The organism is Acidovorax sp. GBBC 1281 (assembly GCF_028473645.1).
In the GTDB taxonomy this organism is placed as follows: domain Bacteria; phylum Pseudomonadota; class Gammaproteobacteria; order Burkholderiales; family Burkholderiaceae_C; genus Paracidovorax.
On record NZ_CP097269.1, the window covers coordinates 2,150,946 to 2,177,046 of the forward strand.

General features: G+C 67.8%; 21 protein-coding genes. 12 read left to right on the forward strand and 9 right to left on the reverse strand.

What is annotated here, in order from left to right:
- The first annotated feature begins 169 nt into the window (after positions 1–169).
- Entirely contained in the window at positions 170–640 is a 471-nt protein-coding gene (locus M5C96_RS09895; RefSeq protein ID WP_272568838.1) for an acyl-CoA thioesterase, read from the forward strand.
- 113 nt (positions 641–753) lie between these two features.
- Here M5C96_RS09895 and ggt read toward each other — a convergent pair whose 3' ends face one another.
- A complete protein-coding gene (ggt, locus tag M5C96_RS09900) occupies positions 754–2,766 on the reverse strand; it encodes a gamma-glutamyltransferase (protein WP_272568839.1) in 2,013 nt (670 codons plus the stop codon).
- 317 nt (positions 2,767–3,083) lie between these two features.
- On the opposite strand from ggt, the gene pncB reads away from it, so the two are divergent.
- The 6 genes from pncB (at position 3,084) to M5C96_RS09930 (ending at position 10,913) form a co-directional block, all read left to right on the forward strand.
- Positions 3,084–4,295, forward strand: coding sequence for a nicotinate phosphoribosyltransferase (pncB, locus tag M5C96_RS09905; protein ID WP_272568841.1), 1,212 nt, complete (start codon positions 3,084–3,086; stop codon positions 4,293–4,295).
- 110 nt (positions 4,296–4,405) lie between these two features.
- Positions 4,406–5,818 carry a sodium:proton antiporter gene (locus tag M5C96_RS09910; protein ID WP_272569674.1) on the forward strand — a complete coding sequence of 471 codons (1,413 nt, stop codon included), beginning with the start codon at positions 4,406–4,408 and terminating at the stop codon, positions 5,816–5,818.
- A 13-nt stretch (positions 5,819–5,831) separates the two neighbouring features.
- On the forward strand, positions 5,832–6,818 hold the full coding sequence (locus M5C96_RS09915) for a 2-hydroxyacid dehydrogenase (RefSeq protein WP_272568842.1): 987 nt from the start codon (positions 5,832–5,834) through the stop codon (positions 6,816–6,818).
- 117 nt (positions 6,819–6,935) lie between these two features.
- Positions 6,936–8,366, forward strand: a complete 1,431-nt coding sequence (gene rmuC, locus M5C96_RS09920) for a DNA recombination protein RmuC (protein WP_272569675.1) — start codon at positions 6,936–6,938, stop codon at positions 8,364–8,366.
- 1 nt (position 8,367) lies between these two features.
- Positions 8,368–9,546 carry an MFS transporter gene (locus tag M5C96_RS09925; protein WP_272568843.1) on the forward strand — a complete coding sequence of 393 codons (1,179 nt, stop codon included), beginning with the start codon at positions 8,368–8,370 and terminating at the stop codon, positions 9,544–9,546.
- A 128-nt stretch (positions 9,547–9,674) separates the two neighbouring features.
- The gene (locus tag M5C96_RS09930; protein WP_272568844.1) at positions 9,675–10,913 is read left to right on the forward strand and encodes a hypothetical protein; all 1,239 of its coding nucleotides are present in this window, start codon (positions 9,675–9,677) and stop codon (positions 10,911–10,913) included.
- 54 nt (positions 10,914–10,967) lie between these two features.
- Here M5C96_RS09930 and M5C96_RS09935 read toward each other — a convergent pair whose 3' ends face one another.
- From M5C96_RS09935 to M5C96_RS09965, 7 genes are all read right to left on the reverse strand, one after another.
- Positions 10,968–11,831, reverse strand: coding sequence for a TIGR00730 family Rossman fold protein (locus M5C96_RS09935; RefSeq protein ID WP_272568845.1), 864 nt, complete (start codon positions 11,829–11,831; stop codon positions 10,968–10,970).
- 50 nt (positions 11,832–11,881) lie between these two features.
- Positions 11,882–12,262 carry a fluoride efflux transporter CrcB gene (gene crcB, locus M5C96_RS09940; protein WP_272568846.1) on the reverse strand — a complete coding sequence of 127 codons (381 nt, stop codon included), beginning with the start codon at positions 12,260–12,262 and terminating at the stop codon, positions 11,882–11,884.
- A gap of 91 nt (positions 12,263–12,353) precedes the next feature.
- Complete coding sequence (locus M5C96_RS09945) at positions 12,354–13,667, reverse strand: TRAP transporter large permease (RefSeq protein ID WP_272568847.1); 1,314 nt, start codon at positions 13,665–13,667, stop codon at positions 12,354–12,356.
- Positions 13,668–13,724: 57 nt separating this feature from the next.
- Positions 13,725–14,258: a TRAP transporter small permease gene (locus tag M5C96_RS09950; protein WP_272568849.1), complete on the reverse strand. Its 534-nt coding sequence runs from the start codon at positions 14,256–14,258 to the stop codon at positions 13,725–13,727.
- Entirely contained in the window at positions 14,258–15,268 is a 1,011-nt protein-coding gene (locus M5C96_RS09955) for a TRAP transporter substrate-binding protein (RefSeq protein ID WP_272568850.1), read from the reverse strand. Before M5C96_RS09955 ends, M5C96_RS09950 begins: the two co-directional genes overlap by 1 nt.
- Positions 15,269–15,632: 364 nt before the next feature.
- Complete coding sequence (locus M5C96_RS09960; RefSeq protein ID WP_272568851.1) at positions 15,633–16,775, reverse strand: sensor histidine kinase; 1,143 nt, start codon at positions 16,773–16,775, stop codon at positions 15,633–15,635.
- A gap of 59 nt (positions 16,776–16,834) precedes the next feature.
- Positions 16,835–17,524: a response regulator gene (locus tag M5C96_RS09965; RefSeq protein WP_272568852.1), complete on the reverse strand. Its 690-nt coding sequence runs from the start codon at positions 17,522–17,524 to the stop codon at positions 16,835–16,837.
- A gap of 212 nt (positions 17,525–17,736) precedes the next feature.
- Here M5C96_RS09965 and M5C96_RS09970 point away from each other — a divergent pair, with 212 nt between their 5' ends.
- The 5 genes from M5C96_RS09970 (at position 17,737) to M5C96_RS09990 (ending at position 24,262) form a co-directional block, all read left to right on the forward strand.
- A complete protein-coding gene (locus tag M5C96_RS09970; protein WP_272568853.1) occupies positions 17,737–19,191 on the forward strand; it encodes an efflux transporter outer membrane subunit in 1,455 nt (484 codons plus the stop codon).
- Between the two features lie 25 nt (positions 19,192–19,216).
- A complete protein-coding gene (locus M5C96_RS09975; protein WP_272568854.1) occupies positions 19,217–19,432 on the forward strand; it encodes a hypothetical protein in 216 nt (71 codons plus the stop codon).
- Positions 19,433–19,471: 39 nt separating this feature from the next.
- Positions 19,472–20,035 (forward strand): MipA/OmpV family protein, encoded by a 564-nt coding sequence (locus M5C96_RS09980; RefSeq protein WP_336297901.1) that lies wholly within the window; start codon positions 19,472–19,474, stop codon positions 20,033–20,035.
- 76 nt (positions 20,036–20,111) lie between these two features.
- A complete protein-coding gene (locus M5C96_RS09985) occupies positions 20,112–21,173 on the forward strand; it encodes an efflux RND transporter periplasmic adaptor subunit (protein WP_272568858.1) in 1,062 nt (353 codons plus the stop codon).
- Positions 21,170–24,262, forward strand: a complete 3,093-nt coding sequence (locus M5C96_RS09990; protein WP_272568860.1) for an efflux RND transporter permease subunit — start codon at positions 21,170–21,172, stop codon at positions 24,260–24,262. Before M5C96_RS09985 ends, M5C96_RS09990 begins: the two co-directional genes overlap by 4 nt.
- 37 nt (positions 24,263–24,299) lie before the next feature.
- Here M5C96_RS09990 and M5C96_RS09995 read toward each other — a convergent pair whose 3' ends face one another.
- A complete protein-coding gene (locus tag M5C96_RS09995) occupies positions 24,300–26,084 on the reverse strand; it encodes a peptidase M14 (RefSeq protein WP_272568861.1) in 1,785 nt (594 codons plus the stop codon).
- Between the last annotated feature and the right edge of the window lie 17 nt (positions 26,085–26,101).

The following is a 26,101-nucleotide window of genomic DNA, read 5'->3' on the forward strand; positions in this document are numbered from 1 at the left end:
TCGTGACCTGGAAGTCATGTTGCAGTGCAGCATGGGACGGATTCTAGGCGGTTGAGTTCAAGAATCAAGCGATTTTGCTGCGTTGCAACATGATTAGAGTGCATAACCAAAAATGCCCGTCGCCTGAGGCACATCAAAGGGGGCGCCTCCACTGGCAGAATTTGCCGCCATGAATGCCCCCACCGTTTCCACGCCGCCCCGCCGCCTGCCGGAGCCGCGCTCCGCATATTCCGTGTTCCGCACGATTACCACCCGATGGGCGGATAACGACGCGTACGGCCATGTCAATAATGTCGTGTATTACAGCTGGTTCGATACCGCGGTGAATGCCTATCTGATTGAGCGCGGCGCCCTGGATATCCATGCGGGCGAGACGATCGGCCTGGTGGTCGAAACCCAGTGCCATTATTTCGCGCCGCTCGCTTTTCCCCAGACGGTGGAGGCGGGCATCCGCGTGGCGCACGTGGGCCGCTCCAGCGTGCGCTACGAAGTCGGGCTGTTCGCCGAGGGCGCGCCCGAGTCGGCGGCGGGCGGGCACTTCGTGCACGTGTACGTCGGCCGCGAGGACCGCCGGCCCCGCGCCTTGCCGCAGGCGCTGCTGGACGCCCTCGCACCCCTGCGCATCGCGGTCGGCACCTGACCCGGCCCCTTCCATGAAAAAAGCACCGGAACGCTCGCGCGGCCGGTGCTTTTTGGAGGGGGCGCAGCAGGCGGCAGCCCTTCGGCCGGGCCGCCTGGCGCGTCAATGCACGGTCAGGGCTTGTAGGTATCGCCCAGCACCACGCCTTCGCGGCGGGGATCGGCGCCGCCCTGCAGCACGCTCTCGCCGTTGCGCTGCACGCGGATGATGGTGCTCGTGCCGCTCGACTGCGCCGAGGTGGACACCGTGTGGCCCAGTGCCCGCAGGCCCGTGATCAGCGGGTCGTTGTTGCCGCCGTTGCTGCTGTCGATGGCCGGGTGTTCGCCGCCCAGCGAGGTCGTGGGGCTGTTGCTCGCGCCGAAGTCCACCAGCGAGGTGGCCTGTTGTGCATCGAGGCCCCAGTCGAGCGCGCCGACGACCGTCTTCACCACGTACTGGATGATGGTGCCGCCACCGGGCGAGCCCGTGCCCATCAGGAAGTCGCCCATGCGGCCGTCCGCGGTCTTCTTGAACACCAGCGTGGGTGCCATCGAGCTGCGGGGACGCTTGCCGGCTTCGACGCGGTTCGCCACCACGGCACCGGTGCTGTCGGTCGGCGTGGCCGAGAAGTCGGTCAGCTGGTTGTTCAGCAAGAAGCCCTGCGTCATGTGGAACGAACCCATGCCGGCTTCCACCGTCGTGGTCATCACCACGGCATTGCCCTGCTTGTCCACGATGGTGAAGTGCGTCGTTCCCTTCTCGTCGATCAGGCTCACGCCGGCGGGCTTGTTGCTCAGGTCGCCGGCCACGGCCGTGCCCATGCTCTTGGTCATGCTGATCAGGCCCGCGCGGTTGCGCAGGTAGGTCTTGTCCAGCATGGCCGCGGGCGAGCCGCCGGGCAGCGACACGAAGTCGGTGTCTGCGATGTACTTGTCGCGGTCGGCATAGGCCAGGCGTTCCGCCTCGCTCACCAGGTGCACGCCCATCACCGAAGGCTTGCCGCCTTCGATGTCGATGGCCGTGGGTTTGTAGTTCGCGAGGTTGAAGTTCTCCAGGATGCCGAGCGCCGACGCCACGGCGATGCCGCCGGAGGACGGTGGCGACATGCCGCACACCCAGTAGTCGCGGTAGGTCGTGCAGACCGGGTCGCGGCGCTTGGCGCGGTAGTTGGCCAGGTCGCTCATCTCGGTCAGGCCGGGGGTGATCGCCACGGTGGGCGTGCCGCCGCTGGTGACCTTGATCTTGTTCACGATGCCTTGCGCCACAGGGCCGGTGTAGAACGCATCGGCGCCGCCGCTGGCGATGGTGTTCAGCGTGGTGGCATAGGCGGGGTTCTTGATCAGCGTGCCCAGGCCCTTGGGCGTGCCGTCGGCATTGAAGAAGTAGGCGACGGCCTCGGGATCGCGCGAGAGGCCGGTGGTGGCGCCGGCGATGGCGCTGGCCATGCGGCCGCTGATCTGAAAGCCGTCCGAGGCCAGCTTGACCGCGGGCTGGAACAGCTCGCTCCACTTGAGCTTGCCGTGGTCCTGGTAGGCCATCTCCAGCATGCGCACGGCGCCGGGCGTGCCGATCGAGCGGCCGCTGGCGCGCGCGCCGCCGGGCTGGGGCAGGGTGCGGTCGCTGTCGCTCACCCAGCGCAGGTAGTTTTCCGTCGCGGCTGCGGGGGCCGTTTCACGGCCGTCATAGGCCTGCACTTTCTTCTGCGCCGCATCGTAGTGCAGCATGAACGCGCCGCCGCCGAGGCCCGACGATTGCGGCTCGACCAGGCCCAGCACCATCTGCACCGCCACGGCCGCATCGACCGCGGAGCCGCCCTGGCGCAGCACTTCGCAGCCCGCGCGCGAGGCCAGCGGATTGGCCGTGCTCACCATGTACTGCTTGGCATAGACCGCGGTCTTGCCGACCTTGTAGCCGGAGGCGGGCTCCGGAGCTGCGGGATCGCCGGGCAGGCCGGAGCCGACCGTGACCGAGCCGCCATCGCTGACGACCGCGCAGGCCGAGTCCTGTCCAGGGGCCGAAGCGCTGCCACTGCCACCCCCGCCACCGCCGCAGCCGGCAAGGACCAGCAGGGCGGCCGTCAGCGTGGCGGTGTAGCGCCAGACAGGGCGCGTGGTGGAGGGTGTGATGGGCGGGCGGGAATGGCGCATTGGAAAAATACCTTTGTTCTTGAGGAAGGAAGTGCCGTCGTCTCTGCGGCGCATCGAGCATAAGCGCTGCGCGGGCCCGTTCGCACCGGCCCCATTCCGCCGTGCGACATGTGCGAGATGCGATCGGCGGCGAAGCGGGTGGACACGAGCGCGTGCGCTGCGGGATGCGTGCAGGGCGGCGGCAGCGGTGCGGTGCAAGATCCGGACCAGTGCGGTGCCCGGCAATGGGGCGCCCTTGATGACACAATGCCATGCGACGGTGCGCCGCTGCCGTTCACTGCAGATGCCCAGCCGGCCCGCCGCGGCCGCTTCCACCCATGATCATCACCAGCCTGCTCGACACCGATCTCTACAAGTTCACCATGATGCAGGTGGTGCTGCACCAGTTTCCCGGCGCGCAGGTGGAGTACCGCTTTCGCTGCCGCAACCCCGGCGTGCAACTGGTGCCTTTCGTCAACGAGATCCGCGAGGAGATCCGCTCGCTGTGCAGCCTGCATTTCCAGGATGCCGAGCTGGCCTACCTGCGGTCCATGCGCTTCATCAAGAGCGACTTCGTGGACTTTCTCGGGCTCTTCCGGCTCAACGAAAAGTACATCACCGTGAGCCCGCTGCCCTCGGGCGAGATCGACATCACCATCACCGGGCCGTGGCTGCACACCATCCTGTTCGAGGTGCCGGTGCTGGCCATCGTGAACGAGGTGTACTTCCGCAACACGCAGAAGGTGCCCGACTTTCCCGAAGGCCGCCGCCGGCTCGACGCCAAGATCGCCCTGCTGCAGGCCGATGGCCTGGGCGACCTCAAGATCGCCGACTACGGCACGCGCCGCCGCTTCAGCCGCGCCTGGCACGAAGAGGTGCTGCGCGTGCTGTGCGCGCGCCTGGGCACGGGGGAGCGCCGCACGACGGGCGCGCCTTCGGGGCCGGGTCAGTTCGCCGGCACGAGCAACGTGCTCTATGCCATGAAGCTCGGCGTGACGCCCCTGGGCACCATGGCGCACGAGTACCTGCAGGCCTGCCAGGCGCTGGGCCCGCGCCTGCGCGACAGCCAGATCTTCGGCTTCGAGATGTGGGCCAAGGAGTACCGCGGCGACCTGGGCATCGCGCTGTCGGACGTGTACGGCATGAGCGCCTTCCTGCGCGACTTCGATCTGTATTTCTGCAAGCTCTTCGACGGCGCGCGCCACGACAGCGGCGACCCGTTCGCCTGGGGCGAGCGCCTGCTCGACCACTACCGCCGCAACCGGGTCGATCCGCTGACCAAGACGCTGATCTTCAGTGACGCCCTCACCGTGCCGCGCACCATCGAGCTGTACCAGCAGTTCCGCGGGCGCTGCCAGCTGGCCTTCGGGATCGGCACCAACCTCACCAACGACCTGGGCTGCGAGCCGCTGCAGGTCGTGATCAAGATGACGCGCTGCAACGGCCAGCCCGTGGCCAAGCTGTCCGACACCCCGGGCAAAGGCATGTGCGACGACGAGAAGTACCTGGCCTACCTGCGCCAGGTGTTCGAGATCCCGGCGCCGCAGTGAACGCATCGACCCGCATGCAAAGCACCGGCCGGCCGGCGCGCGCTTCGATGGCAAACCACCACACTGTCCCCACCCTGGAGGCCTCCGACGCCATGCCCCTGTCTTTACCGATGTCCCGCGGCCTGCGTGGCTTGTTGCTGATCGCCACGGGCTTGCTGCCGGGCCTGGCGCGGGCCGCCGAGATCGACGGGAGCGCGCTGTCGGTGCTGTGGGGCGTGCCCTTCGCCGGGCTGTTGCTGTCGATTGCGCTGGTGCCGCTGTTCGCGCCCGTGTTCTGGCACCACCACTTCGGCAAGATCGCCGCCGCGTGGGCGCTGGCGTTCCTGCTGCCGTTCGCGGCGGTCTTCGGGGCCGGTGCGGCGGGCGTGAACCTGGTGCACGCGTTGCTGGCCGAATACCTGCCGTTCGTCATCCTGCTGGCGGCGCTGTTCACCGTGGCGGGGGGCATTCACATCCGCGGCAACCTGCATGGCGGCCCCGGGCTGAACACGGCCATCCTGGCCATCGGCGCGGTGCTGGCGAGCTTCATGGGGACGACGGGCGCATCGATGCTGCTGATCCGGCCGCTGGTGCGTGCCAACGACCACCGCAAGCACGTGGCGCACATCGTCGTGTTCTTCATCTTCATCGTCTCCAACGCCGGGGGCTCGCTCACGCCGCTGGGGGACCCGCCGCTGTTCCTGGGCTTTTTGAAGGGCGTGGATTTCTTCTGGACGGTCGGGCACATCCACCAGGAGACGCTGTTCCTGGTGGGTTCGCTGCTGGCGATCTTCTACGCGATCGACCGCTGGTTCCATGGCCGGCCGGGCGAGGCGGCACGGCCGGACCCCACGCCCGACACGCGGTCGATCGGCTTCGACGGCCAGGTCAATTTCTGGCTGCTGGGCGCGGTGATCGCCCTGGTGCTGCTCAGCGGGTTCTGGAAGTCGCCGGTGGTGTGGAGCATCGCCGGCACGCCCGTGGGCCTGCCCGGGCTGGTGCGCGACGTGGGGCTGCTCGCGGTGGTGGGCGCCTCGCTGTGGCTCACGCCGCGCCAGGTGCACGCGGACAACCAGTTCGGCTGGGGCCCCATGCAGGAAGTGGCCAAGCTGTTCGCGGGCATCTTTCTCACCATCATCCCGGTCATCGCGATGCTCAAGGCGGGCACGCAGGGACCGTTCGGCGCCATCGTGGGGGCGGTGACCCGGCCCGACGGCACCCCCGATCCGGCCATGTACTTCTGGGCCACCGGCCTGCTGAGCGCGTTCCTGGACAACGCGCCGACCTACCTCGTGTTCTTCAACACCGCCGGCGGCGACCCGGCCGTGCTCATGACCACGCTCGCCCCGACGCTGGCCGCGATCTCGGCCGGCGCCGTGTTCATGGGCGCGGGCACCTACATCGGCAATGCGCCCAATCTCATGGTCAAGGCCATTGCCGAAGAGCGCGGCGTGAAGATGCCCAGCTTCTTCGGCTACATGCTCTGGTCGTGCGGCATCCTGCTGCCGCTGCTCGTCGCCATGACATTCCTCTGGTTTCGCTGAAAGGTCCTGATCCATGTCCAAGCCCCGCATCCTGGTCGCCCGCGCCATCTTTCCCGAGGTGGTCGAGCGGCTCTCGCAGCATTTCGAGGTCGAGGCCAATCCCGCCGATGCGGTCTGGTCGCCGGCCGAACTGGCCGAGCGCCTGCAGGACAAGGACGGCGCCCTGACCACCGGCAGCCAGCGCATCGACGCCGAGCTGCTGGCGCGCTGCCCGCGGCTGCGCATCGTGGCCAACATGGCGGTGGGCTACAACAACTTCGACGTGAACGCGCTCACCGCGGCGGGCGTGCAGGGCACCAACACGCCCGACGTGCTGACCGAGACCACGGCGGACTTCGGCTTCGCGCTGCTCATGGCCACCGCGCGCCGCATGGCCGAGAGCGAGCACTATCTGCGGGCCGGCCAGTGGACGAAATGGAGCTACGACATGTTCGCCGGCTCCGACGTGCACGGCAGCACGCTCGGCATCCTGGGCATGGGCCGCATCGGCCAGGGCATCGCCCGGCGCGGCGCGCACGGCTTCGGCATGCAGGTGATCTACCACAACCGCTCCCGCCTCTCGCCCGCACTGGAGGGCGAATGCGGCGCGCGCTACGTCTCCAAGGAAGAGCTGCTGCGCACGGCCGACCACCTCGTGCTGGTGCTGCCCTACACGGCCGAGTCGCACCACGCCATCGGCGCCGCCGAGCTGGCGCAGATGAAGCCGACCGCCACCCTGGTCAACATCGCGCGCGGCGGCATCGTGGACGACGCGGCGCTGGCGGCGGCGCTGCGCGACAAGCGCATCGCAGCGGCCGGGCTGGACGTGTTCAAGGGCGAGCCGCAGGTGCACCCGGACCTGCTCACCGTGCCCAACGTGGTGCTGACCCCGCACATCGCCAGCGCCACCGTGCCCACGCGGCTGGCCATGGCCAACCTGGCGGCGGACAACCTGATCGCGTTCTTCGATGGCCGGGGCGCGCTGACGCCCGTCAACACGCCGGGCGAACGGCCGGTGTGACGGAGGCCGCCACGGCGCGGCCGTGCCGCGGTTTCGAGCCGAATTGGCCGCATGCCGGCGTTTTTCATGCCGGTGTAGCTATCAAATAAATAGCAAAAGGAGTGTCGGGTTTTGGAAATGTTCGCTGTCCTGGGTTTGCTGGTGCTGGTCGTCCTGATGCTGGGGGTGCTGCTGCTGCTGCGCAGCCCGCGCGCCGAACTGCCCCCCGAGTGGCTGATGCGCCTGCAGCGCCTGGAGGCCACGGCCCAGGCCACGCAGCTCGCGGTGGCCAAGAACGATGGCGCGCTGGAGGGCATGGCCCAGCAACTGCGCGGCTTCACGCAGACCATGCAGGGCACGCTGGAGAGCGTGCGCCAGGCTGTGGACGAGCGGCTGGCCCAGGCGGTGCACGAGTCGCGCAGCGGCCGGGCGGAGCTGCTCGCGGCCTTCACCGCCTTCGAAGGCAAGCTGGAGCAGCGCCTGGCGCTGGGCCAGACCGATGCCGTCGCGGCGCGTCAGGAACTGGTGCAGGCGCTGGGCGCTTTCCGCGCCGAACTCACGCAGACCGGCGAGGCCCTGCGCGGCGTGCTCAACGAGCGCCTGTCCGCCATCCAGGCCGACAACGCCGCCAAGCTGGAGGAGATGCGCCGCACCGTGGACGAGAAGCTGCACGCCACGCTGGAGCAGCGCCTGGGCGAATCCTTCAAGCTGGTGAGCGACCGGCTGGAGCAGGTGCACAAGGGCCTGGGAGAGATGCAGACGCTGGCCGGCAGCGTGGGCGACCTCAAGCGCGTGATGACCAACGTGAAGACGCGCGGCACCTGGGGCGAGATGCAGCTGGGCGCCATCATCGAGAACGTGCTCACCGTGGACCAGTTCGCGCGCAACGTGAAGGTCGTGCCTGGCAGCGACGACCTCGTGGAGTTCGCCATCCGGCTGCCGGGCCGGGGCGACGAGCAGCCCGTGTGGCTGCCCATCGACTCCAAGTACCCGGTGGAGCAGTACCAGCGCCTGCTGGACGCGCAGGACCTGGCCGACAAGGCGGCGGTGCTGTCCGCGGGCAACGCCTTCGAGACTTCCATCAAGGCCGAGGCGCGCAAGATCTTCGCCAAGTACGTGTCGCCGCCGCACACCACCGACTTCGCCGTGATGTACCTGCCCACCGAGGGCCTGTTCGCCGAGGTGATCCGCCGGCCCGGGCTGGTGGAGGCGCTGCAGAACGACTGCCGCGTGATGATCACCGGGCCCGCCAATCTGGCGGCCATGCTCAGCAGCCTGCAGATGGGCTTCAAGACGCTGGCGATCGAAAAGCGCTCCTCCGAGGTGTGGGGCCTGCTCGGCGCGGTGAAGACGGAGTTCTCCAAGTTCGGCGACGTGGTTGAGGCCACGCGCAAATCCATCGACGCGGCGGCCCGGCGGTTCGACGAGGTGGGCGTGCGCACGCGCGCCATCCAGCGCCAGCTGCGCGAGGTGCAGGCCCTGCCGGCCCCGGGGGCGGCGGTGCCCCTGGCGGGGGCGGGTGCCACGGATGGCGGCCTGCCGCCCACCACCGAAGACGAGGCCGTTTGACATGAACACCGCACTGGCCCGCCTGATCGCCGGACAGATCTGCATCCACACCTGCATGGCCGGCATGCGGCTGGCCGCGCCGCTGCTGGCCCTGCGCGAGGGCTACAGCGCGGCGGCGGTCGGCATCCTGCTCGCTCTGTTCGCGCTCACGCAGGTGTTCCTGGCGCTGCCAGCGGGACGCTATGCCGACCGCCACGGCCTCAAGCGCCCGGTCGGCTATGCCGTGGTCGTGGCGGTGGTCGGGGCGGCCGGGGCGCTGGTGTGGCCGGTGTTTCCCATGCTGTGCCTGGCCGCGCTCATGACGGGCGGCGCCACGGGTGCCGCCACCATTGCCCTGCAGCGCCATGTGGGGCGCGCGGCGCACGACTCCACGCAGCTGCGCCAAGTGTTCAGCTGGCTGGCCATCGGCCCGGCCGTGTCCAACTTCGTCGGGCCGTTCTGCGCCGGGATGCTCATCGACCATGCCGGTCCCACGGCCGGCAGCACCGAGGGCTACCGCGCCGCCTTCGCGCTGATGGCCGTGCTGCCCATCGCCACCTGGTTCTGGGTGAGGGCCACCGTGGAACTGCCGCCCGTGATCGCGGCGGCCGGCGGCGTGCGCCCCCGGGCCTGGGACCTGCTGGCCGAGCCCGGCTTTCGCCGCCTGCTCATCGTGAACTGGCTGCTGTCGTCGTGCTGGGACGTGCACACCTTCGTGGTGCCGCTGCTGGGCCACGAGCGGGGCCTGTCGGCGTCGGTGATCGGCACCATCCTGGGTGCGTTCGCCATTGCGGCGGCTGTGATCCGCGTGCTCATGCCCCTGGTGGCCGCGCATCTGCGCGAGGCGGTCGTGGTCACCTGGGCGATGGTCACCACAGCGGTGCTGTTCGCGGTGTACCCCTTGCTGCCCAACCCGTGGGCACTGGGCCTGTGTTCGGTGCTGATGGGTTTCGCGCTGGGATCGGTGCAGCCGATGATCATGAGCATGCTGCACCAGATCACGCCATCGCATCGCCACGGCGAGGCGCTCGGCCTGCGGCTGATGGCCATCAATGGTTCGAGCGTGCTGATGCCGGTGCTGTTCGGATCAGCAGGGGCGCTGATCGGCGTGGCGGGGCTTTTCTGGGTCGTGGGTGCGGTGGTGGGCCTGGGGGGGCGTATAGCGTGGCGGATGGGGGATTCCGTTTCGGCGCATCACTGATTGCAAGAGGTTGAACGGTGCGCGTCCATCGCGCAGTGATTCGCCGGACGCTGACAATCTTCGTTAACCCACCGGGTGGGTTGGAGTGCTTTTGCCATAGTTTCTCAACGCAATACCCCGAGGAAACCATGGTTCAAGTCAAGTCTCGCAACGCCGATATACCGTCTTCAAGCCGCAGCTCTGACGAGAAAGCCAGTTCATCTAAAAAAGAGAGCAGTTCCGCGTCTCTCTCGCGTGATGGGCAACTCAAGGATCTGCCAAGTCGCAATGCTTCCAGCCGCGCTGGCCAGTCAACATCTGCTCCCCGCGGACGTCTTCCTTCCGGCGCTTCGCAGGCGCCAGACCGCGCAACCCCTGCGTCTTCCTTGCTTGGGAGAGCCGCTGAGGTGGCAGGCGGAGCGCTGCATCTCTCGTGGAAAACTTATGTGGGGGTGGCCGCAGTGGCTGCCGGATACGGGGTTTTCAAGCAAGCCGGCACTGCGCAACCCAAGCCGTCAGGCCCCGGCCCATTGGTCGACATGCCGACATTACATCAAGCGAAAGCTGAGGTCATGGACCGGCACGCGGCCTTCATCCCGGCTGATAGTGCGTGCCATGCGGTCGAACCCCAGGTGACTTCGAATTTGCCGAATGGCTATCGTGGCCTGGTCAGACGCCACAAGTCTGAGCCAACGAGTTTGTCGGTCAGGGAAGGACTGGCACGCGATGTCGGCATCCACACGGCCCGCCATGAATTCCTGCATTGCTTCAGCCATCCGAATTTCGTGAAGGGGCTGGCGGGTAGCCCTCATCAGAATTCCATTGACGAGGCGTTGACAGAGTATTTCGCCGATCAGTTTCCAGATCATCCCAACACGATGACGGTCGCCGATCAGCCGCTGTCCAACGGAAAAACCGGAGTGGCGGCAGCGGCTGAACTGGAACGCGCTGTCGGTAAAAAAACGCTACAGCGCGCCTATTTCCAAGGCGAGCCTCGTGCCATGGCCAAGGTCGTTGACGCCCTCGTGGATATCTTTCCCAAAGAAACGACACCGATGGCCTGGATCAGCATCATGCGGTTCGATCAGCAACCTGCCAAGCAAGCGTTGGCGGAGTGTTTCATTGGCGCAGCGCTTCTGTACACCGACCGCATGCCCGAGGAAAAAGAACGATTGGTCGTTCCGGGTCATTTTCTGCCACTGAGACATTTTGCAGATATCACTCCATCGCAGGCAGCCTCCCTCAGACAGCAGGCTGAGGCGGCCCAAGCGCGGCATGGGCGCATCTTCGATCAGGCCTTTTGTAATTTCGAGCCAGCCCGGCAACGTGCCGCGATGGACAAGATCGCTCAGGAACTGCAAGCCCAGTGGCGGCCGGTTTTGGCCTGACGCAGGACCCGTCCGTGCATTCGACAGCGAGGTTGCGTCGGGCCTGAACTGCCATCAAAGCTTGTAGAACGCCTTGACGATGTTCCAGGCTTCCTGCGGATCGTCCGTGTAATGGAACAGCTTCAGGTCGGCAGCGGAGATGGTCCCTTGTTCCACCAGAGCGTCGAAGTTGACGACCTTTTTCCAGAAGTCGGTGCCGAACAGCACGATGGGCACCGGCTTGGCCTTGCCGGTCTGCACGAGGGTGAGTACCTCGAACAATTCGTCCAGCGTGCCGAAGCCGCCGGGGAATGCCACCAGGGCCTTGGCGCGCATCATGAAGTGCATCTTGCGCAGCGCGAAGTAGTGGAACTTGTAGCTCAGCGAGGGCGAGATGAAGCGGTTGCCGCTTTGCTCGTGGGGCAGGGCGATGTTCAGGCCCACGTTGAGCGCGCCGACGTCGTGCGCGCCGCGATTGGCGGCCTCCATGATGCCCGGCCCGCCGCCGGTGCACACGTAGATGCGGTCCGCCGGCTGCTGCTGTTCGCTGTGCTCAGCCACCACGCGCGCGAACTGGCGCGCCAGGTCGTAGTAGCGGGCGTTGCGCACGGCGAGCCTGGCGCGTGCGATGCGGCTGTCGTCGCCGCTGGCCTCGGCATCGGCCAATTGCTGCTCGGCTTCGTCGGGGGCGATGAAGCGCGCGCTGCCGTACACCACCACGGTGTTCTCGATGCCCTGTGCGGTCTGGCCCAGATCGGGCTTGAGCATTTCGAGCTGGAAGCGGATGCCGCGCGTTTCGCGCCGCAGCAGGAATTCGGGGTCCGCAAACGCCAGCCGGTAGGCATCGGCGTGCAGCGGGTTGCCGTTCACGGCATGGTTGTTCAATTCGGCCCAGGCATTGGCCAGGCGGCTGTCGTTGAGTTCGGTATTGGAATCCATGGGGTGAGATTGTGGGGGCAAAAAAGAAGGGCCCGTTACCGGGCCGTCGGTCAGCGGGCCGCCCACCACAGGGCCGTGCGCATGCCGGCCCAGGTGAGGGTGAAGGAGCCGCCCACGTGCAAAAGCAGCGTGGCCAGCGCGATGCCGTAGCGCTGCTGCATCAGCATGGTGACGACTTCGGCAGAGAAGCTAGAGAAGGTGGTCAGGGTACCGAGAAAGCCGGTGATGATGAGCAGCCGCCAGGCCGGGTCGATGTCCGGCCGCTGGGTGAACACGGCGATGGCGATGCCGATCAGGTAGCCGCCGATGAGGTTCACCGCCAGCGTGCCCCAGGGCAGCAGGCCGCCAGGGTTGAGCCACAGGGCGAAGCCCCAGCGCAGCAGGGCGCCCAGGCAGGCGGCCAGGCAGATGACGGCGACGTGAAGCAGCATGCCCCAAAGTATCGCAAAAACCCGGGGCCTCGCCGCCGAGGCGCTGTCATCCGTGGAGTGGCGGCGGCCAGCGGACCCAGCGGGCCAACGCCTAGCCGCCGTCCTTGCCCATCACCAGGTCCGGCAGCACGGTGACGATCTGCGGGAACACGGTGATGATCGCGATGCACACCACCAGGCACAGGAAGAACGGAATGGCCGCGCGCGCGATCGTGTTGCTGTCCTTGCCGGTCATGTTCTGCAGCACGAAGAGGTTGAAACCCACGGGCGGCGTGACCTCGGCGATCTCCACCAGCAGCACGATGAAGATGCCGAACCAGATCAGGTCGAAGCCGGCCTTCTGGATCATGGGCAGCACCACCGCGCTGGTGAGCACGATCATGCTGATGCCGTCCAGCGCTGTGCCCAGCACGAGGTAGACGATCGTCAGCACGCCGATCAGCGCGAAGGGCGAGAGGTTCATCGCATTGACCCATTCGGCCAGCTCGCGCGGAATGCCGGTGAAGGCCATGGTCTTGGTCAGGAAGGCTGCGCCGGCCAGGATGAACATGATCATGCAGCTGGTGCGCGTGGTGCTCATCAGCCCTTCGGTGAAGTTCTTCCACGTGAGCGAGCGGCTCCACAGCGCCAGCCCAAGCGAGCCGGCCACGCCGTAGGCGGCGCACTCGGTGGCGGTGGCGTAGCCGGCCACCAGCACCCACACGATGAAGACGATCAGGACCGCCACCGGAATCAGGTTGCCGGACTGCCGGATCTTCTGGCGGAAGGTCGTCGGTGCATCGGCCGGCGGCACCTTGTCGGGGTTGCGCAGGCTCCACCAGCCGATGTAGCCCGAAAACAGCAGCATCAGTAGCAGGCCCGGCAGGAAGCCGGCAAGGAAAATGCGGATGATGGAGGCGTCGGCCGCCACCGCATACACCACCATGGTGATCGAGGGGGGAATGAGAATGCCCAGCGTGCCCGCCGTGGCGAGCGAGCCCAGTGCCAGGCGCTCGTCGTAGCCGCGCTTGAGCAACTCGGGCAGGGCCACCTTGCTGATGGTGGCGCAGGTGGCGGCGGACGAGCCCGACACCGATCCGAAGATGCCGCACCCCAGGATGGTGGTGTGCATCAGCCGGCCCGGCACCCGGTTGAGCCAGGGGCGCAGGCCCTCGAACATCTCTTCGCTCAGCTTGGTGCGAAACAGGATCTCGCCCATCCAGATGAACAGCGGCAGCGCCGCCAGCTCCCAACTGGCATTGCTTTCCCAGAAGGCCGAGAACAAATTCTTGCCCGGCTGCGTGTTCGTGAAGAACGCCTGTCCGACCCAGCCGCAGATCGCCAGCGTCATCGCGATCCAGACGCCGCCCGAGAGCAGCACGATCATCAGCAGCAGCAGGACGCCGCCCACCATCAGAATGTCCATGGGATTCTTCTTTCGGGCCCGGCCGGGCCGCAGCGAGGGTTCAGGTCGGGTGGAGGGTCAGATGTCGGAAGAGAAATCGCCGCGCGCGTGCCGGTCCTCGACTTCGCGCACGAAGGTGGGCACGCCGCCGCGCAGCACGATGATGAATTCATCGACCACCGCGACGAACAGCAGCACCGAGCCCAGCGCGAAGCTCATCTGGGGAATCCACATCGGCAGGGGCAGCAGCCCCTGGGCAACGTCGTTGAACTCCCAGCTTTCGTAGGTGAAGAGGCACGCCGACCAGGCCAGGTAAGCCACTGCCACCGAGCCGATGGCCAGCGAGACGATCTCGAACTGCCGGCGCCGGGGCGGCGAGAGCTTTTCCAGCAGCAGCGTGACCCGCACGAAGTCGCCGTGCTTGAAGGCATGCGCCATGGCGAAGAACGCCGCGGCGGCGCAGAACCACGCCACCACGTCGTTGAGCGCCCCGGTGCGCACCCCGACCTCGCGCAGCACGCTCTGGGCGATCATCAGCACGCAGATCAGGGCCACGAAGGTGGCGCCCAGGGCGCCCGCGCCCAGGTACAGGCGGTCCAGGAAGCGGCGCATCACTTGGCTGCCACGGGGGCCGGCTTGCGGTAGGCGGCGATGATGGCCTCGCCATCGGGACCGGCCTTCTTGAGCCAGTCGGCCAGCATGATGTCGCCGACCTGGCGCAGGTCGGCCACCAGCTTCGGCGGGGGCGGAAGGATCTTCATGCCCTTGTCGGTCAGGGCCTTCTTGTACCACTCGTTCTTCTCCGCGCTGACCTTCCAGCCGCGGGCCTCGGCCGCGGCGGCGCTCTTGAGCAGCTCGTACTGCGTGGGCTTGTCGAGCGCGTCGAAGGCCTTCTTGCTCACGATGACCGCGTTCTTGGGCAGCCATGCCTGGGTGTCGTAGAAGTACTTGATGCTCTCGTAGAGCTTGCTGTCGTAGCCGGTGGAGCCGGACGTCATCATCGATTCGACCGCGCCGGTGGCCGTGGCCTGCGACAGCTCGGCCGCCTGGATGGTGACGGGCTGCGCACCGATCAGTTCGGCGATCTTGGCCGTGGCGGGGCTGTAGGCGCGCCATTTGATGCCCCGCAGATTGGCCACCGAGGTGATTTCCCGCTTGGAGTAGATGCCCTGCGGAGGCCAGGCCACGGTGTACAGCAGCCGCAGGCCCTGCGCATTGAGCAGCTTTTCGAGCACGGGCTTTTGCGCTTCATACAGCCGCTTGGAATCGGCGTACGAGGTGGCCAGGAACGGAATGCCGTCCACGCCGAAGATGGGGTTCTCGTTCTCGAAGTTGGGCAGCAGGATCTCGCCGGCCGGCGCCTGCCCGCCCTGCACGGCGCGCTTGATCTCGTTGGCCTTGAACAGCGATGCGTTGGCATGCACCGTGATCTTGAGCTTGCCGCCCGTGGCGACGTCCACGTCCTTGGCGAACTCCGCCAGGTTCTCGGTGTGGAAGTTGGTGGCGGGATAGGCCGCGGCCAGGTCCCATTTGGTCTGCGCGAACGCGGTGGGGGCACACAGTCCGCAACCCAGGGCGCCGGCGAGGGCCCATGCGGACAGAGGGAGAGCGCTACGCTTCATCGATGAACTCCACAGTGGTAGTGAGACAGGGAAACGAAAGACCGCATTCAATGTAACCGCGTGTTTGCGATCCCACCCTCAGGTGTTTACCTGAACGACCGGCTGGCTGGAGCCCCGCCCTCGAGCCATCGCAATCACCTGGCCAGCTATGCACGGAGCATGCCAAGGGCGGGCTCCTGGGAAAACGGGGCGGTTCGCAAGCAGGGGGCTGCAGTGGCCGCGCGGTGGTGCGTCCGGCACGCACCAAGGCAGGGAGGAAGGGGCCGGGCATCGGACCGGCGAAGGTCACCAAAGGGCGGCAAGGGCACGGCGGTGCAGGTGGCTGCGCCGCGGTGGCGCCGCCCCCTCGGCATGAACGACGGACCTACGACGCGCGCTGCGGCGGATGCGGGAGCCGGACCCGGGCACACAATCCGCCCCCGCTGCGGCCGACCATTTCCAGGGAGCCGCCATGGGCCTCGCAGATGGCGCAGGCAATCGACAGACCCAGCCCGCTGCCGCCCAGATGGCGGTCGCGCGAGTGCTCGGCCCGCCAGAAGCGCTCGGTCATCCGGGCCAGGGATTCGGCCTCCACGCCCGGCCCCCGGTCGCAGACCGACAGGTGGATATCGCCGTTCGATGCCTGCACGTCAATGGACAGCTGTTGGCCGGACGCGGCGTATCGAATAGCGTTGTCGACCAGGATGAGCAGCACCTGGCCGATCCGGTCGCGGTCCCCGGTCAGCCGGGTGCCTCGGGGGATGGACACCTGCGGTGCGAGTCCCGCGGCGTTCAGCCGCTGCGAGGCCCAGGCCAGCCGCTCCTGGATCAGGTCCTCGAGCAGGAAGTCTTCATGCTCCAGCGACAACTGGCCTGCGCGGGCCAGGGAGAGCAGGTGCAGATCGCCCACCAGCCGGTTGAGCTGCTCCAGCTGGCGATGCACCATCAGCAACTGCGACTCGTCGCAGGGGAACACCTGGTCCAGCATGCCCTGGAGCCGGCCCATGGCGGCGTTCAGCGGCGTGCGCAATTCGTGCGCGACCATGGCACTCGATTCGCTCACCTCGCGTTCGTAGCGCTGCAGCCGGGCCGTCATGTCGTTGAAATCCACCGCCAGCCCGATGAGTTCCTGCGGAGCGTCGGTCACCACCGTCGCCCGGGCGGAGAAGTCGCCCTCGCTCACGCGGCGTGCCGCGTGAGCGACCATGGTGAACTGCCGCGACAGCGGGCGCGAAGCGTAGAGGCCGCACAGGACGATCAACGGGATGGCACCGATCACCATCGCCGCAAGCAGCCACCAGTCCCGGTTGGCGATGCCTGGCAGGAAATCGACGACGTCGTAGTACTGCGCAAACAGCTGCCACAGCCGCGAGGCATTGCGGTGTGGGTCGGCACGCAGCTGCAGCATTTCCTGACGGGCTTCGGGCGGCAGCTGGCCGAGCGCCACCGCGTCCGAGATCGCGAATCGAAACCACATCGCGAGCGCGATCGCGATCGCGATGACGGTCACCACGGCCAACGCACTCATGCGAAAACCCACCCACCGCCAAAGCGGGGTGTGCCGGGGGCGTGGGGCAAACAGGCCTTTCATTGGAAGCGGTAGCCCACGGCTCGCACCGTGACCAGCACCCCGCTGATGCCGCGCTGCTCCAGCTTGCGGCGCAGGTTGTGGATGTGCGCATCGACCACGCGCTCCAGCGCATCGCTCTCGGGCAGGCACGCTTCCAGCAACTCGCTGCGGGTGAAGGCCTTGAACGGCGTGCGCAGCAACGACGCCAGCAGGTTGAATTCGGTGGGTGTCAGGTCGAGCGCGACGGGCTGGCCATCGGCGTCGCTCACGGCCGCCACGAAGGCACTGGTGTCCACCGTGAGGCGGCCATGTTTGAGTGCGCCCTCGGGCGAGCGGGCCGCACCGGTGCGGCGCATCACCGCATACACGCGTGCCACCACTTCCTTCGGGCTGTAGGGCTTGACGACGTAATCGTCCGCGCCGTAGCGCAGCGCCCCCAGCTTTTCCGGCTCGTCGCCGATGGCGCTCACCATGATGACGGGCGTATCGCCCGCACGCCGGATGGCGGAGAGCACTTCGGTGCCGCCCAGCTTGGGAAGCATCACATCCAGCAGGACCAGGTCCGGTTTCCACTGGGCATGCCAGGTGACGGCCTGCTCGCCGTCGTTCGCCACGGCCACCAGGAACCCCTCCCGTTTCAAGTAGGCCTCCAGCACGCTGGCGCTGTCGGGATCGTCCTCAACCACCAACACTCGTTTTTGATTCATGGGTTTCGTGCGCCTTCGAAGCACTTGGCAAAACGCGCCGGGCACCGGTGCCCGGCTTTGCCGTGCGAATCGTACTGCCAGCCGCCCGCCGCGCGGTCGAATGCGAGCGGCCATTTTTTTGCGCGCGTCTTGATGAAATCTTGAAGATTCCCGAAAGCAATCTTGATCCCGCCTGGGGACACTGCCCGCCGAGTTGCCACCCACCCATCGACATGATTTCATTGCCCGCACATCCCGTCCGCAGCGGCCTCTCGCTGGCATGCGCCGCCTTGGCCTTGCTGGTCGGCGGGTGCTCGTTGACCCCGCCTTTCGAGCGCCCCGTTCCCTGGGTTCCGGCGACCTTCATCGCGGACCCGGCCGGGCGCGGCATGGCTTCCGAAGCGGCGACCGCCGAACTCTCGCAAGACGAGCGCCGGTTTCTTCAATCGTTCTCGCCTGCGCGGGACCTCGCGCCGATGGTGGCCCGCGCGCTGGCCCACAACGCGGATTTCCGCCTGGCTGCGCTGAAGGTCGAGCAGGCCCGCGCGCAGTATGGGATCGAAGACTCGGCGCGCCTGCCGCAGGTCGGACTCCAGGTGCAGCGCGACCGGCAACGGTTCGGCAGCGATGCGCTGCAGGCCCGGTACGGACAGGATCAGGCCTATGCCAGTGTGGGAATTTCCGATTTCGAGATCGATTTTTTCGGCAAGATGAAGGCGCTGTCCGAAGCCGCCCGGCAACGGTACCTGGCATCGGCGCACGGGCAGCAGGCGGCGCGGGGCGCCTTGATCGCCGAGGTGCTGCGGGCCTACAGCCGGAAGCTGGCGGCGGCCCAGGCAACGGAGCAAATGGCCGCCATCGACAGCGACAGCGCCGCGCTCCTGTCCATCGCCCGACGCCAGCACGAGGTCGGCACGATCTCGGCGGACGAACTCGATGCCCAGCGCACGCAGGCTGACCGAATCCACGTGCGTGCGCTGCAGGCCGCCGACGACGACGCGGCGGCCCTGCGGGCCCTGCAACTGCTCATCGGCTACAGCACCGGCCGTGCCGAGGGCGACATCGATGGCCTGCTCCCTCGGGGCGCCCCGGTGGCGGCGCTGCGCAACCTGGACTCCCAGGTGCTGCTGCAGCGGCCCGACATCCAGCAGGCCGAGGCCGAATTGCGCGCAGGCAATGCGGACATCGGCGCGGCGCGTGCGGCGTTTTTTCCGTCCATTCGCCTCAGCACGTCGGTGGGCGTGGCCAGTGACAGCCTGAGCGGTCTTTTCAATTCCGGCAGCCGCTTGTGGACCTTCACGCCGCAACTGGTGTTGCCGATCTTCGACCACGGCCGCAACATCGCGGGCCTGCAACTGGCCGAAGTGCGCCAACAGGCCGGCATCGCCGAATACGAAAAGGCGGTCCAGTCCGCTTTCCGCGAAGTCGCCGATGCCCTGGGCAGGCAGGCCACGCTGGCCGCTTCGGAAACGCATGCGCGGGACAACGCCATGCGCGAGCGCGCGAGGATTCAGCGCTTGGCGGCCCGCACCGCCCAGGGCCTGCAAAACCGCAGCACCTTGCTGTCCGAACGGGTGCGGGCAAGCCAGTCCGAACTCGACCACCTGGGCATTGCCCGCGACCTCGTGCTGAACCGGATCGCGCTCTTCAGCGCGTTCTACGGCGTTCAGCTTCCGTCTTCCCTTTGACTCGACCACACCTCGCGAACCCATCATGAAACCAACCGCTCTCCGCCTCGCTCCCTGCCTGCTGGCGTCCGTTTTCGTGGCGATGCCCCACGCCGGGCATGCCCAAACGCTCGCGGGCTGGGGCTCCCGCCTGCTCGGGGACACGACCGATTTCAGCATCGGCGCCGCGGCGAGGGTGACCCCCCGCTATCCGGGGTCCGACGACCACCGCGTGGAGATTCTTCCGGTGCTGTCTGTTTAGCGAGGCATCTTCTTTGCCGACACCAGCCGCGGCATCGGCCTGCAATGGCAGTCCGAGAGCGGTTTCTATGCATCGCAATCGGTGTTCTACGACTTCGGCCGCGTGCAGCGCAACAGTCCCTTGCGCCCTGGCTCCAGAAAGCTGGCGGGCCTGGGAGACGTGCCAGACTCGGTCACCACCCGCACCTTGCTCATGCAGCAGTTCACTCCCGATTTCTCTGTCAGCGCCGAAGTGGAATTCGCCCTGGAAAGCGGTGCGCGCCGCAACCGGTACCGACTGGGGGCCGAGTACAACCTGCTGAAAACCTCGGCCGATACCGTCTCGCTCAGTGCCGACGTCCATGCGGGCGACCGGCGATACAACCAGGCCTATTTCGGCGTCACGCCGCAGCAGGCTTCGCGTACGCGCTTCGCCGCATTCAACGCCGGCTCCGGTGTGTACGGATATGCCATCGGCGCGAGCTGGAGCCACGCCCTGGCCCCGCACTGGACCACTTCCCTGCAGGTGTCCGCCTTGCGGTATGTCGACAACGCGGAGCACAGCCCGCTGGTCGTGCGCCGCACCTCCGTCACCGGCGGTGCCGCAGTGACCTACACCTACTGACGCATCGATGAATAGGGAGGCCACTGCCGTGAAATCCGTTCCTTGTCTTTTTCTCCTCCTTTGCGGATGGGCTTCCATGCTGCTGCTGACTGGCTGCGACGGGCAGGCCGCCCCTGCCGACACGGTCCCCCGGGCCGTCAAACTGGAAACCGTGGGGGCGGCCGCATCGGTCGAAACCCGGTTCACCGCGGTGGTCCGCCAGGAGCAGCGCGCCCAACTGGGATTCGAGGGCGGCGGCCGCATTGCCGAGGTCCGCGTGGACGTCGGCGATCGCGTGCGCAAGGACCAGCTCCTGGCCCGCCTCGATCCGCAGCCGTCGCGGCTGAAGTGGGAGCAGGCCGACGCCAGCGTCCAGGCCGCCGTGGCGGATCTGGACGAGCGCAAAAGCCAGCTGCGCCAGCAGCAGGCCCTGTTCGAGGATGGGGCCCTTTCCGCCGCGGCATTGATCACCAGCCGGACCGCGTTCGAGGCCGCCCAGTCCAAGGTGCGCGCGGCGGAATCCGACCGCGCCCTGGCCCGGCGCGCCTTGCGGCAGGCGGACATCCGCGCGCCGTTCGCGGGCACCGTGGTCGCGCGTTTGCTGCAACCGCAGTCGGATGCCGCGCCGGGTCAGGCCGTCCTGCAGCTCGATGGCGAGGGCCGTGCGCAGGTGCTGACCATGCTGCCGGCCGATGTGGGTGCGGGCCTGGCCCCGGGTGCCTCGGCGACGGCCTACCGCAGCGGGGAGGGCGACCGGCCGTTCGCACTGCGGCTTCGCAGCGTGTCGGCCCAGGTCGAAGGCGGCGCCACCGTGCAGGCGATTTTCGACCTGCCCGAACAGGAGCGGCTCCCGCGCAGCGGTGAAAGCCTGATGCTGGCGCTGCCCTCCGCGCCGGCCGGTCTGACCATTCCATTGACCGCGGTGGTTCCCGCCGCAGAAAAGGACAAGGCCGCTGTCTTCGTCCACGACGCGCTGACGGGGCATGTGCAGCGCCGCGAAGTGGTGCTGGGCCCTTTGGAGGGCACCCGCTTTCCTGTGCTTCGGGGGCTGGCCCCGGGCGAGCGCATCGTCAGCACGGGCGCCGCCTTCCTGGTCAATGGACAGGCGGTCGCTCTGTTTCGTCCTGAAACCCGCCTGGGTGCCGGTGTGCCGCAATGAACCTCACCCGTGCAGCCCTTTCCTCCAGCCGCCTGACGCTGTTCGCCGCGCTGTTCATTCTGGTCGCTGGCATCGTCGCTTTCTTGGATTTTCCCTCGCAAGAAGAGCCATCGGTCACGGTGCGCGATGCCCTTGTCTCCGTGGCTTTCCCTGGCATGCCCAGCGAGCAGGTCGAGAACCTGCTGGCCCGTCCGACCGAGGAGCGCCTGCGCGAGATTGCCGGCATCAAGAAGATCGTCACGACGGTGCGCCCGGGCAGCGCGATCATCCAGTTGACGGCCTACGACGATGTCAAGGACCTCGGTGCCCTGTGGCAACGGGTGCGTGCCAAGGGTCTCGAAGCCGGCACCGCCTTGCCGACAGGCGCGCTGGGCCCCTTCGTAGACGACGACTTCGACCGCGTCTCGGTCGCCTCGATCGCCATCGTGGCCCCGGGCTTCAGCATGGGCGAGATGCGCGGCCCGCTGCGGCGCATGCGCGAGCAGCTCTATGCCTTGCCAGGGGTCGAGCGGGTGACACTGCACGGCTTGCAGGAAGAGCGCGTGTATGTCGATTTCGACCGGGGCCGCCTTCTCCAGGCGGGCCTGACGCCGGCCGCGGTGATCGCGCAGCTGCGCGCTCAGAACATCGTGGCGCCCGGTGGTCAGATCGCAGTCTCCGGTCTGGCGATGACGGTGGCCGTCTCCGGCGAATTGCGCACTCTCGATGACCTGCGCCGGTTCCTGGTGTCGGTCCCGGCCGGCAGCGGCCCTCGGGAGGTGCCGCTGTCCCAACTGGCCCAGGTGCAGGTCATGCCTGCCGATCCACCAGAGAGCGCCGCCATCTACCAGGGGCAACCCGCGGTGGTGGTGGCGGTGTCGATGGCCCCCGGCAGGAACATTGCCGCGTTCGGGAAGGCGCTGCGCCAGAAGCTCGACGAGACCGCCACCTTGCTGCCTGCGGGCTTCGAGCAGCACATCGTGACCTTCCAGGCCGACGTGGTCGAGCGTGAAATGGACAAGATGCACCACGTCATGGGCGAGACGGTGGCCATCGTCATGGCGGTCGTCATGCTGTTCCTGGGCTGGCGCACCGGCCTGATCGTGGGCGCCATCGTGCCGCTGACCATTCTCGGCGCGCTGGTGGCGATGCGCGCGCTCGGCGTGGAACTGCAGACGGTCTTGATCGCCGCGATCATCCTCGCGCTCGGCCTGCTGGTGGACAACGGCATCGTCATCGCGGAGGACATCGAGCGCCGGCTCGGCATCGGCGAGGACCGCCGGACTGCCTGCATCGCCGCCGGCCGCACGCTGGCACTGCCGCTGCTCACGTCGTCGCTGGTGATCGTGCTGGCGTTCTCGCCGTTCTTTTTGGGCCAGACCAGCACCAACGAATACCTGCGGTCGCTCGCGATCGTGCTGGCGACGACGCTGCTGGGCTCGTGGCTGCTCAGCCTCACCGTCACCCCCTTGCTGTGCCTGTATTTCGCGCGGGCGCATGCGGCCGACGCATCGGGGGGCGCAGCCTACGATTCCGCGTTCTACCGGGGCTATCGCCGGGCCATCGAAAGCCTGCTCGCGCACAAGCCCTGGTTCGTCGGGGCGATGCTGGCGCTGCTGGCCGGCGCCATCGCAGTCCTCGCCAGCATTCCGTACGACTTCCTGCCGAAATCGGACCGCCTGCAGTTCCAGATGCCGGTCAACCTGCAGCCCGGCAGCGATTCCCGCCAGACGCTGCGGACCGTGCAGGCGATCAGCCAGTGGTTCGCCGACAAGACGGCGAACCCGGAAGTGGTGGACAGCATCGGCTACGTCGCTGATGGCGGGCCCCGCATCGTGCTGGGCCTGGCGCCGCCGCTGCCTGCGGCGGGCATGGCCTACTTCACGGTCAGCGTTCGGGCGGGCACCGACATCGACGCGGTCATCGCCCGCACCCGCGCCCATGTCCGCGCGCAGCATCCCGAAGCACGTGCCGAACCCAAGCGCTTTTCGATGGGATCGACCGAGGCGGGCGTGGCGATCTACCGCGTGATCGGGCCGGACGAGACCGTGCTGCGGGGAGCCGCCGAGGCGATCGCCCAGGCCCTGCGCGCTTTGCCCGGTACCGAAGATGTCTACGACGACTGGAATGCGCGGATTCCCCGCTACCAGGTGCGCGTCGACCCACTGAAGGCGCGCCGCGCCGGCGTGACCAGCGAGGGCATCGCCCAGGCGCTGCAGATGCGGTACAGCGGCACGGACGTGTCGGTGATCCGCGACGATGGCGTCAACGTGCCGATTGTGCTGCGCGGCGATGCGGGCGAGCGGGCCGGGAACGGCGATCCGGGCGACACCCTGGTGTCTGCGCAGGGCGGCGGATCGCCCGTGCCGCTGGCTTCGGTGGCCACCGTCGTGAGCGGCACCGAGCCGTCCGCCATCGTGCGCCGCAACCTGAGCCGTGCCATCACCGTGACCGGCCAGAACCTCGGCCTGACCGCCACCGAGATCGTCAGCCGCCTTGCTGGCCCCGTGGCGGCGATGCGGTTGCCGCCCGGCTACCGCATCGAACTGGGGGGCGAGATCAAGGACTCGCGGGAAGCCAACGGCGCCTTGCTGCAGTATTTTCCCCACGCGCTGGGCGCCATCCTGCTGTTGTTCGTCTGGCAGTTCAACTCGTTTCGCAAGCTATTCATCGTGATGGCGAGCGTGCCGTTCGTGTTGATCGGCGCAGCGCTGGCGCTGCTCGTCACGGGGTATCCCTTCGGCTTCATGGCGACGTTCGGGCTGCTGGCGCTGGCGGGCATCATCGTCAACAACGCAGTGCTGCTGCTCGAACGCATCGAGGAAGAGCTGCGCGAGGGCCTGGAGCGCCGCGAAGCGGTGGTGGCCGCGGCCATCAAGCGGCTGCGGCCGATCGTGATGACCAAGCTCACCTGCATCGTCGGGCTGGTTCCGCTGATGCTGTTCGCCGGCCCTTTGTGGACGGGCATGGCCATCACCATGATCGGCGGCCTGGCGCTGGGCACGCTGGTGACGCTGGGGCTGATTCCCGTTCTCTACGATCTGCTCTTTTCCTTGCGCATCGGCCGCAATGGTGGCGGTTCATCGCGTGGGCCGGGAGCCGCTTCGTGAGGGCCGAGCGTGCGGGCTTGCCCGGCCATCCTGCGGGTCAGCCGCGTGCGGAAAGAATGGCCTGCCATGCGTCCACCGCGGCCAGCACGGCGGCCTTTTGCACGCCGTGCGCGAAGCGAAAGGCATCGCCCGACACCGTCTCGTCGGGGAACTCGGTGATGAGCGTGACGGGCGCACCGCGCGGGTTCTCGGACTGCGTGCAGGCCGTGCCATGGATCACCTCGAACGGCAATGCGCCCGCGTGGTGTTCGTACAGCGCCATCTGGCGGGCGTTGTACTCGGGCAGGCCGGGGACGCGCTGCAGCGCCGCGGCCACCCGCTCCAGCAGCGCACGGCCTTCGGCCTGCCAGCCCGGGTGATGGCGCAGGATCAGAAAGAACCCCTTGGGCACCGTCCACAGGCCGAATCCGCGCGGCACATAGCCGGACAGCGGCCGGGTCCACTCGTGCGCGGGGTAGCCGTGCAGGTTGATGTGCAATTGCGCGCCGGAAAGGGCCAGGGCCTGTTCGCGGGCTTCGCGCTCGTACAGCGGCGCCGTCTCGCGGTACTCGATGTCGTCGCCCAGCGCGCTGTAGCGCGCGGCATGCTGCATGTGGTGGGCGTGGTGTGCGCCCAGTTCGCGGTGCAGCGCATAGCCGTCGGGGTTCTCCAGCGCGATGAGGGCGAAGTGCGCGCCGGGCCGCGCATGCAGCGCCTCGGCCGCGCGCAGGGCCCCCACGACGCCGGAGGTCTCGTTGGCGTGCTGGCCGCCGCTCAGCAGGACCGGGGCGTCGGTGCCGGTGCGGTACAGGCCCAGTACCTCGCGCCCCTGGCGGCTGCGCGCGGAAAAGCGCTGGCCGCCCAGCCGCGCCATCGCTTGTGCGATGCGCTCGGGCGGCGGAGCCTGGCCCATGTCGTCCAGGGCCTGTCCGGCCGTGGTGTCCGCCCAGGCGCCCGCGTCCTGTGCGGCCACTTCGAAGGCGCGCAGCGCGATGCGCAGGCGTGGCGGGCCGTCGTGTTGGCGGATGTCGGGCACGATCTGCCCGGGCTGCAGCCGGCGGTCGCCCGCCGGGCGGCTGGAGTGCTGCTGAAAGAACTCGAGCAGCGAAAAATACAGGTCTTCGTGCAGGGCCTCGTGCAGGCTCATGCATTCGTGCGGCGTGGACAGCGGCTGCTCGAAGCCCGGCAGGTCGACGCGGATGTCCAGCCGTTCGAAATAGGGCTCCTGCGCGGGCCAGGCGTGCTCCCGCAGCGTGCGCATGGCGTGCGCGAAGAGGTCTTCGAAATCGGTGGATTCGGCCGCATCCTGGTTGCTGTCCGGCGCACCGGACGCGTCCACGCGCAGCCAGCCCGTGGGCGACAGCAGCGGGTCCGGGCTGGTGGGGTCTTCGTGCACCCGGTTGGGTGCGAAGACCCGATCGACCGTTTCGCGGCCATCGCGAAAGCGCAGCGCCACGCCGTAGTGCAGGTCGTCGCCCCCGGGTTCGAACCGCAGGTCGCACCCGGCCAGCAGGTCGGCCAGCGGATACGCCTCCAGCAGAAAACGCCCAGGCGAGCCGGTGGCCGGCACCGGGTAGCGCACCGTGGCGGCGGCCAGCTGGGCGGTATCGACCTCTTCCAAAAAGTAGTGCACCAGGGGCTTGTAGGCACTGCGAAACCGCGCCACCACGCCCACCGCCGTAAGGCGTTGCTCGGCCGCGCGCCGTGCGGCCACGCCCTCGAACAGCCAGCCTTCGATGCGGGCGCCGCGAAACACGGGTTGGCCCAAACGTTCCACCCAGGCGGACAGGGTGCGGGGAAAGGTCTGTTCCAGCAAGGGACGGTGGGGGACGAAAGAGGCCATGCGATTCGGTACCTGTG

What these genes read in the sequence shown, in the direction of transcription:
- M5C96_RS09895 (WP_272568838.1), top strand. Translation starts at nt 170, where the DNA reads ATGAATGCCCCCACCGTTTCCACGCCGCCCCGCCGCCTGCCGGAGCCG.
- ggt (WP_272568839.1), bottom strand. Translation starts at nt 2,766, where the DNA reads ATGCGCCATTCCCGCCCGCCCATCACACCCTCCACCACGCGCCCTGTC.
- pncB (WP_272568841.1), top strand. Translation starts at nt 3,084, where the DNA reads ATGATCATCACCAGCCTGCTCGACACCGATCTCTACAAGTTCACCATG.
- M5C96_RS09910 (WP_272569674.1), top strand. Translation starts at nt 4,406, where the DNA reads ATGTCCCGCGGCCTGCGTGGCTTGTTGCTGATCGCCACGGGCTTGCTG.
- M5C96_RS09915 (WP_272568842.1), top strand. Translation starts at nt 5,832, where the DNA reads ATGTCCAAGCCCCGCATCCTGGTCGCCCGCGCCATCTTTCCCGAGGTG.
- rmuC (WP_272569675.1), top strand. Translation starts at nt 6,936, where the DNA reads ATGTTCGCTGTCCTGGGTTTGCTGGTGCTGGTCGTCCTGATGCTGGGG.
- M5C96_RS09925 (WP_272568843.1), top strand. Translation starts at nt 8,368, where the DNA reads ATGAACACCGCACTGGCCCGCCTGATCGCCGGACAGATCTGCATCCAC.
- M5C96_RS09930 (WP_272568844.1), top strand. Translation starts at nt 9,675, where the DNA reads ATGGTTCAAGTCAAGTCTCGCAACGCCGATATACCGTCTTCAAGCCGC.
- M5C96_RS09935 (WP_272568845.1), bottom strand. Translation starts at nt 11,831, where the DNA reads ATGGATTCCAATACCGAACTCAACGACAGCCGCCTGGCCAATGCCTGG.
- crcB (WP_272568846.1), bottom strand. Translation starts at nt 12,262, where the DNA reads ATGCTGCTTCACGTCGCCGTCATCTGCCTGGCCGCCTGCCTGGGCGCC.
- M5C96_RS09945 (WP_272568847.1), bottom strand. Translation starts at nt 13,667, where the DNA reads ATGGACATTCTGATGGTGGGCGGCGTCCTGCTGCTGCTGATGATCGTG.
- M5C96_RS09950 (WP_272568849.1), bottom strand. Translation starts at nt 14,258, where the DNA reads ATGCGCCGCTTCCTGGACCGCCTGTACCTGGGCGCGGGCGCCCTGGGC.
- M5C96_RS09955 (WP_272568850.1), bottom strand. Translation starts at nt 15,268, where the DNA reads ATGAAGCGTAGCGCTCTCCCTCTGTCCGCATGGGCCCTCGCCGGCGCC.
- M5C96_RS09960 (WP_272568851.1), bottom strand. Translation starts at nt 16,775, where the DNA reads ATGAGTGCGTTGGCCGTGGTGACCGTCATCGCGATCGCGATCGCGCTC.
- M5C96_RS09965 (WP_272568852.1), bottom strand. Translation starts at nt 17,524, where the DNA reads ATGAATCAAAAACGAGTGTTGGTGGTTGAGGACGATCCCGACAGCGCC.
- M5C96_RS09970 (WP_272568853.1), top strand. Translation starts at nt 17,737, where the DNA reads ATGATTTCATTGCCCGCACATCCCGTCCGCAGCGGCCTCTCGCTGGCA.
- M5C96_RS09975 (WP_272568854.1), top strand. Translation starts at nt 19,217, where the DNA reads ATGAAACCAACCGCTCTCCGCCTCGCTCCCTGCCTGCTGGCGTCCGTT.
- M5C96_RS09985 (WP_272568858.1), top strand. Translation starts at nt 20,112, where the DNA reads ATGCTGCTGCTGACTGGCTGCGACGGGCAGGCCGCCCCTGCCGACACG.
- M5C96_RS09990 (WP_272568860.1), top strand. Translation starts at nt 21,170, where the DNA reads ATGAACCTCACCCGTGCAGCCCTTTCCTCCAGCCGCCTGACGCTGTTC.
- M5C96_RS09995 (WP_272568861.1), bottom strand. Translation starts at nt 26,084, where the DNA reads ATGGCCTCTTTCGTCCCCCACCGTCCCTTGCTGGAACAGACCTTTCCC.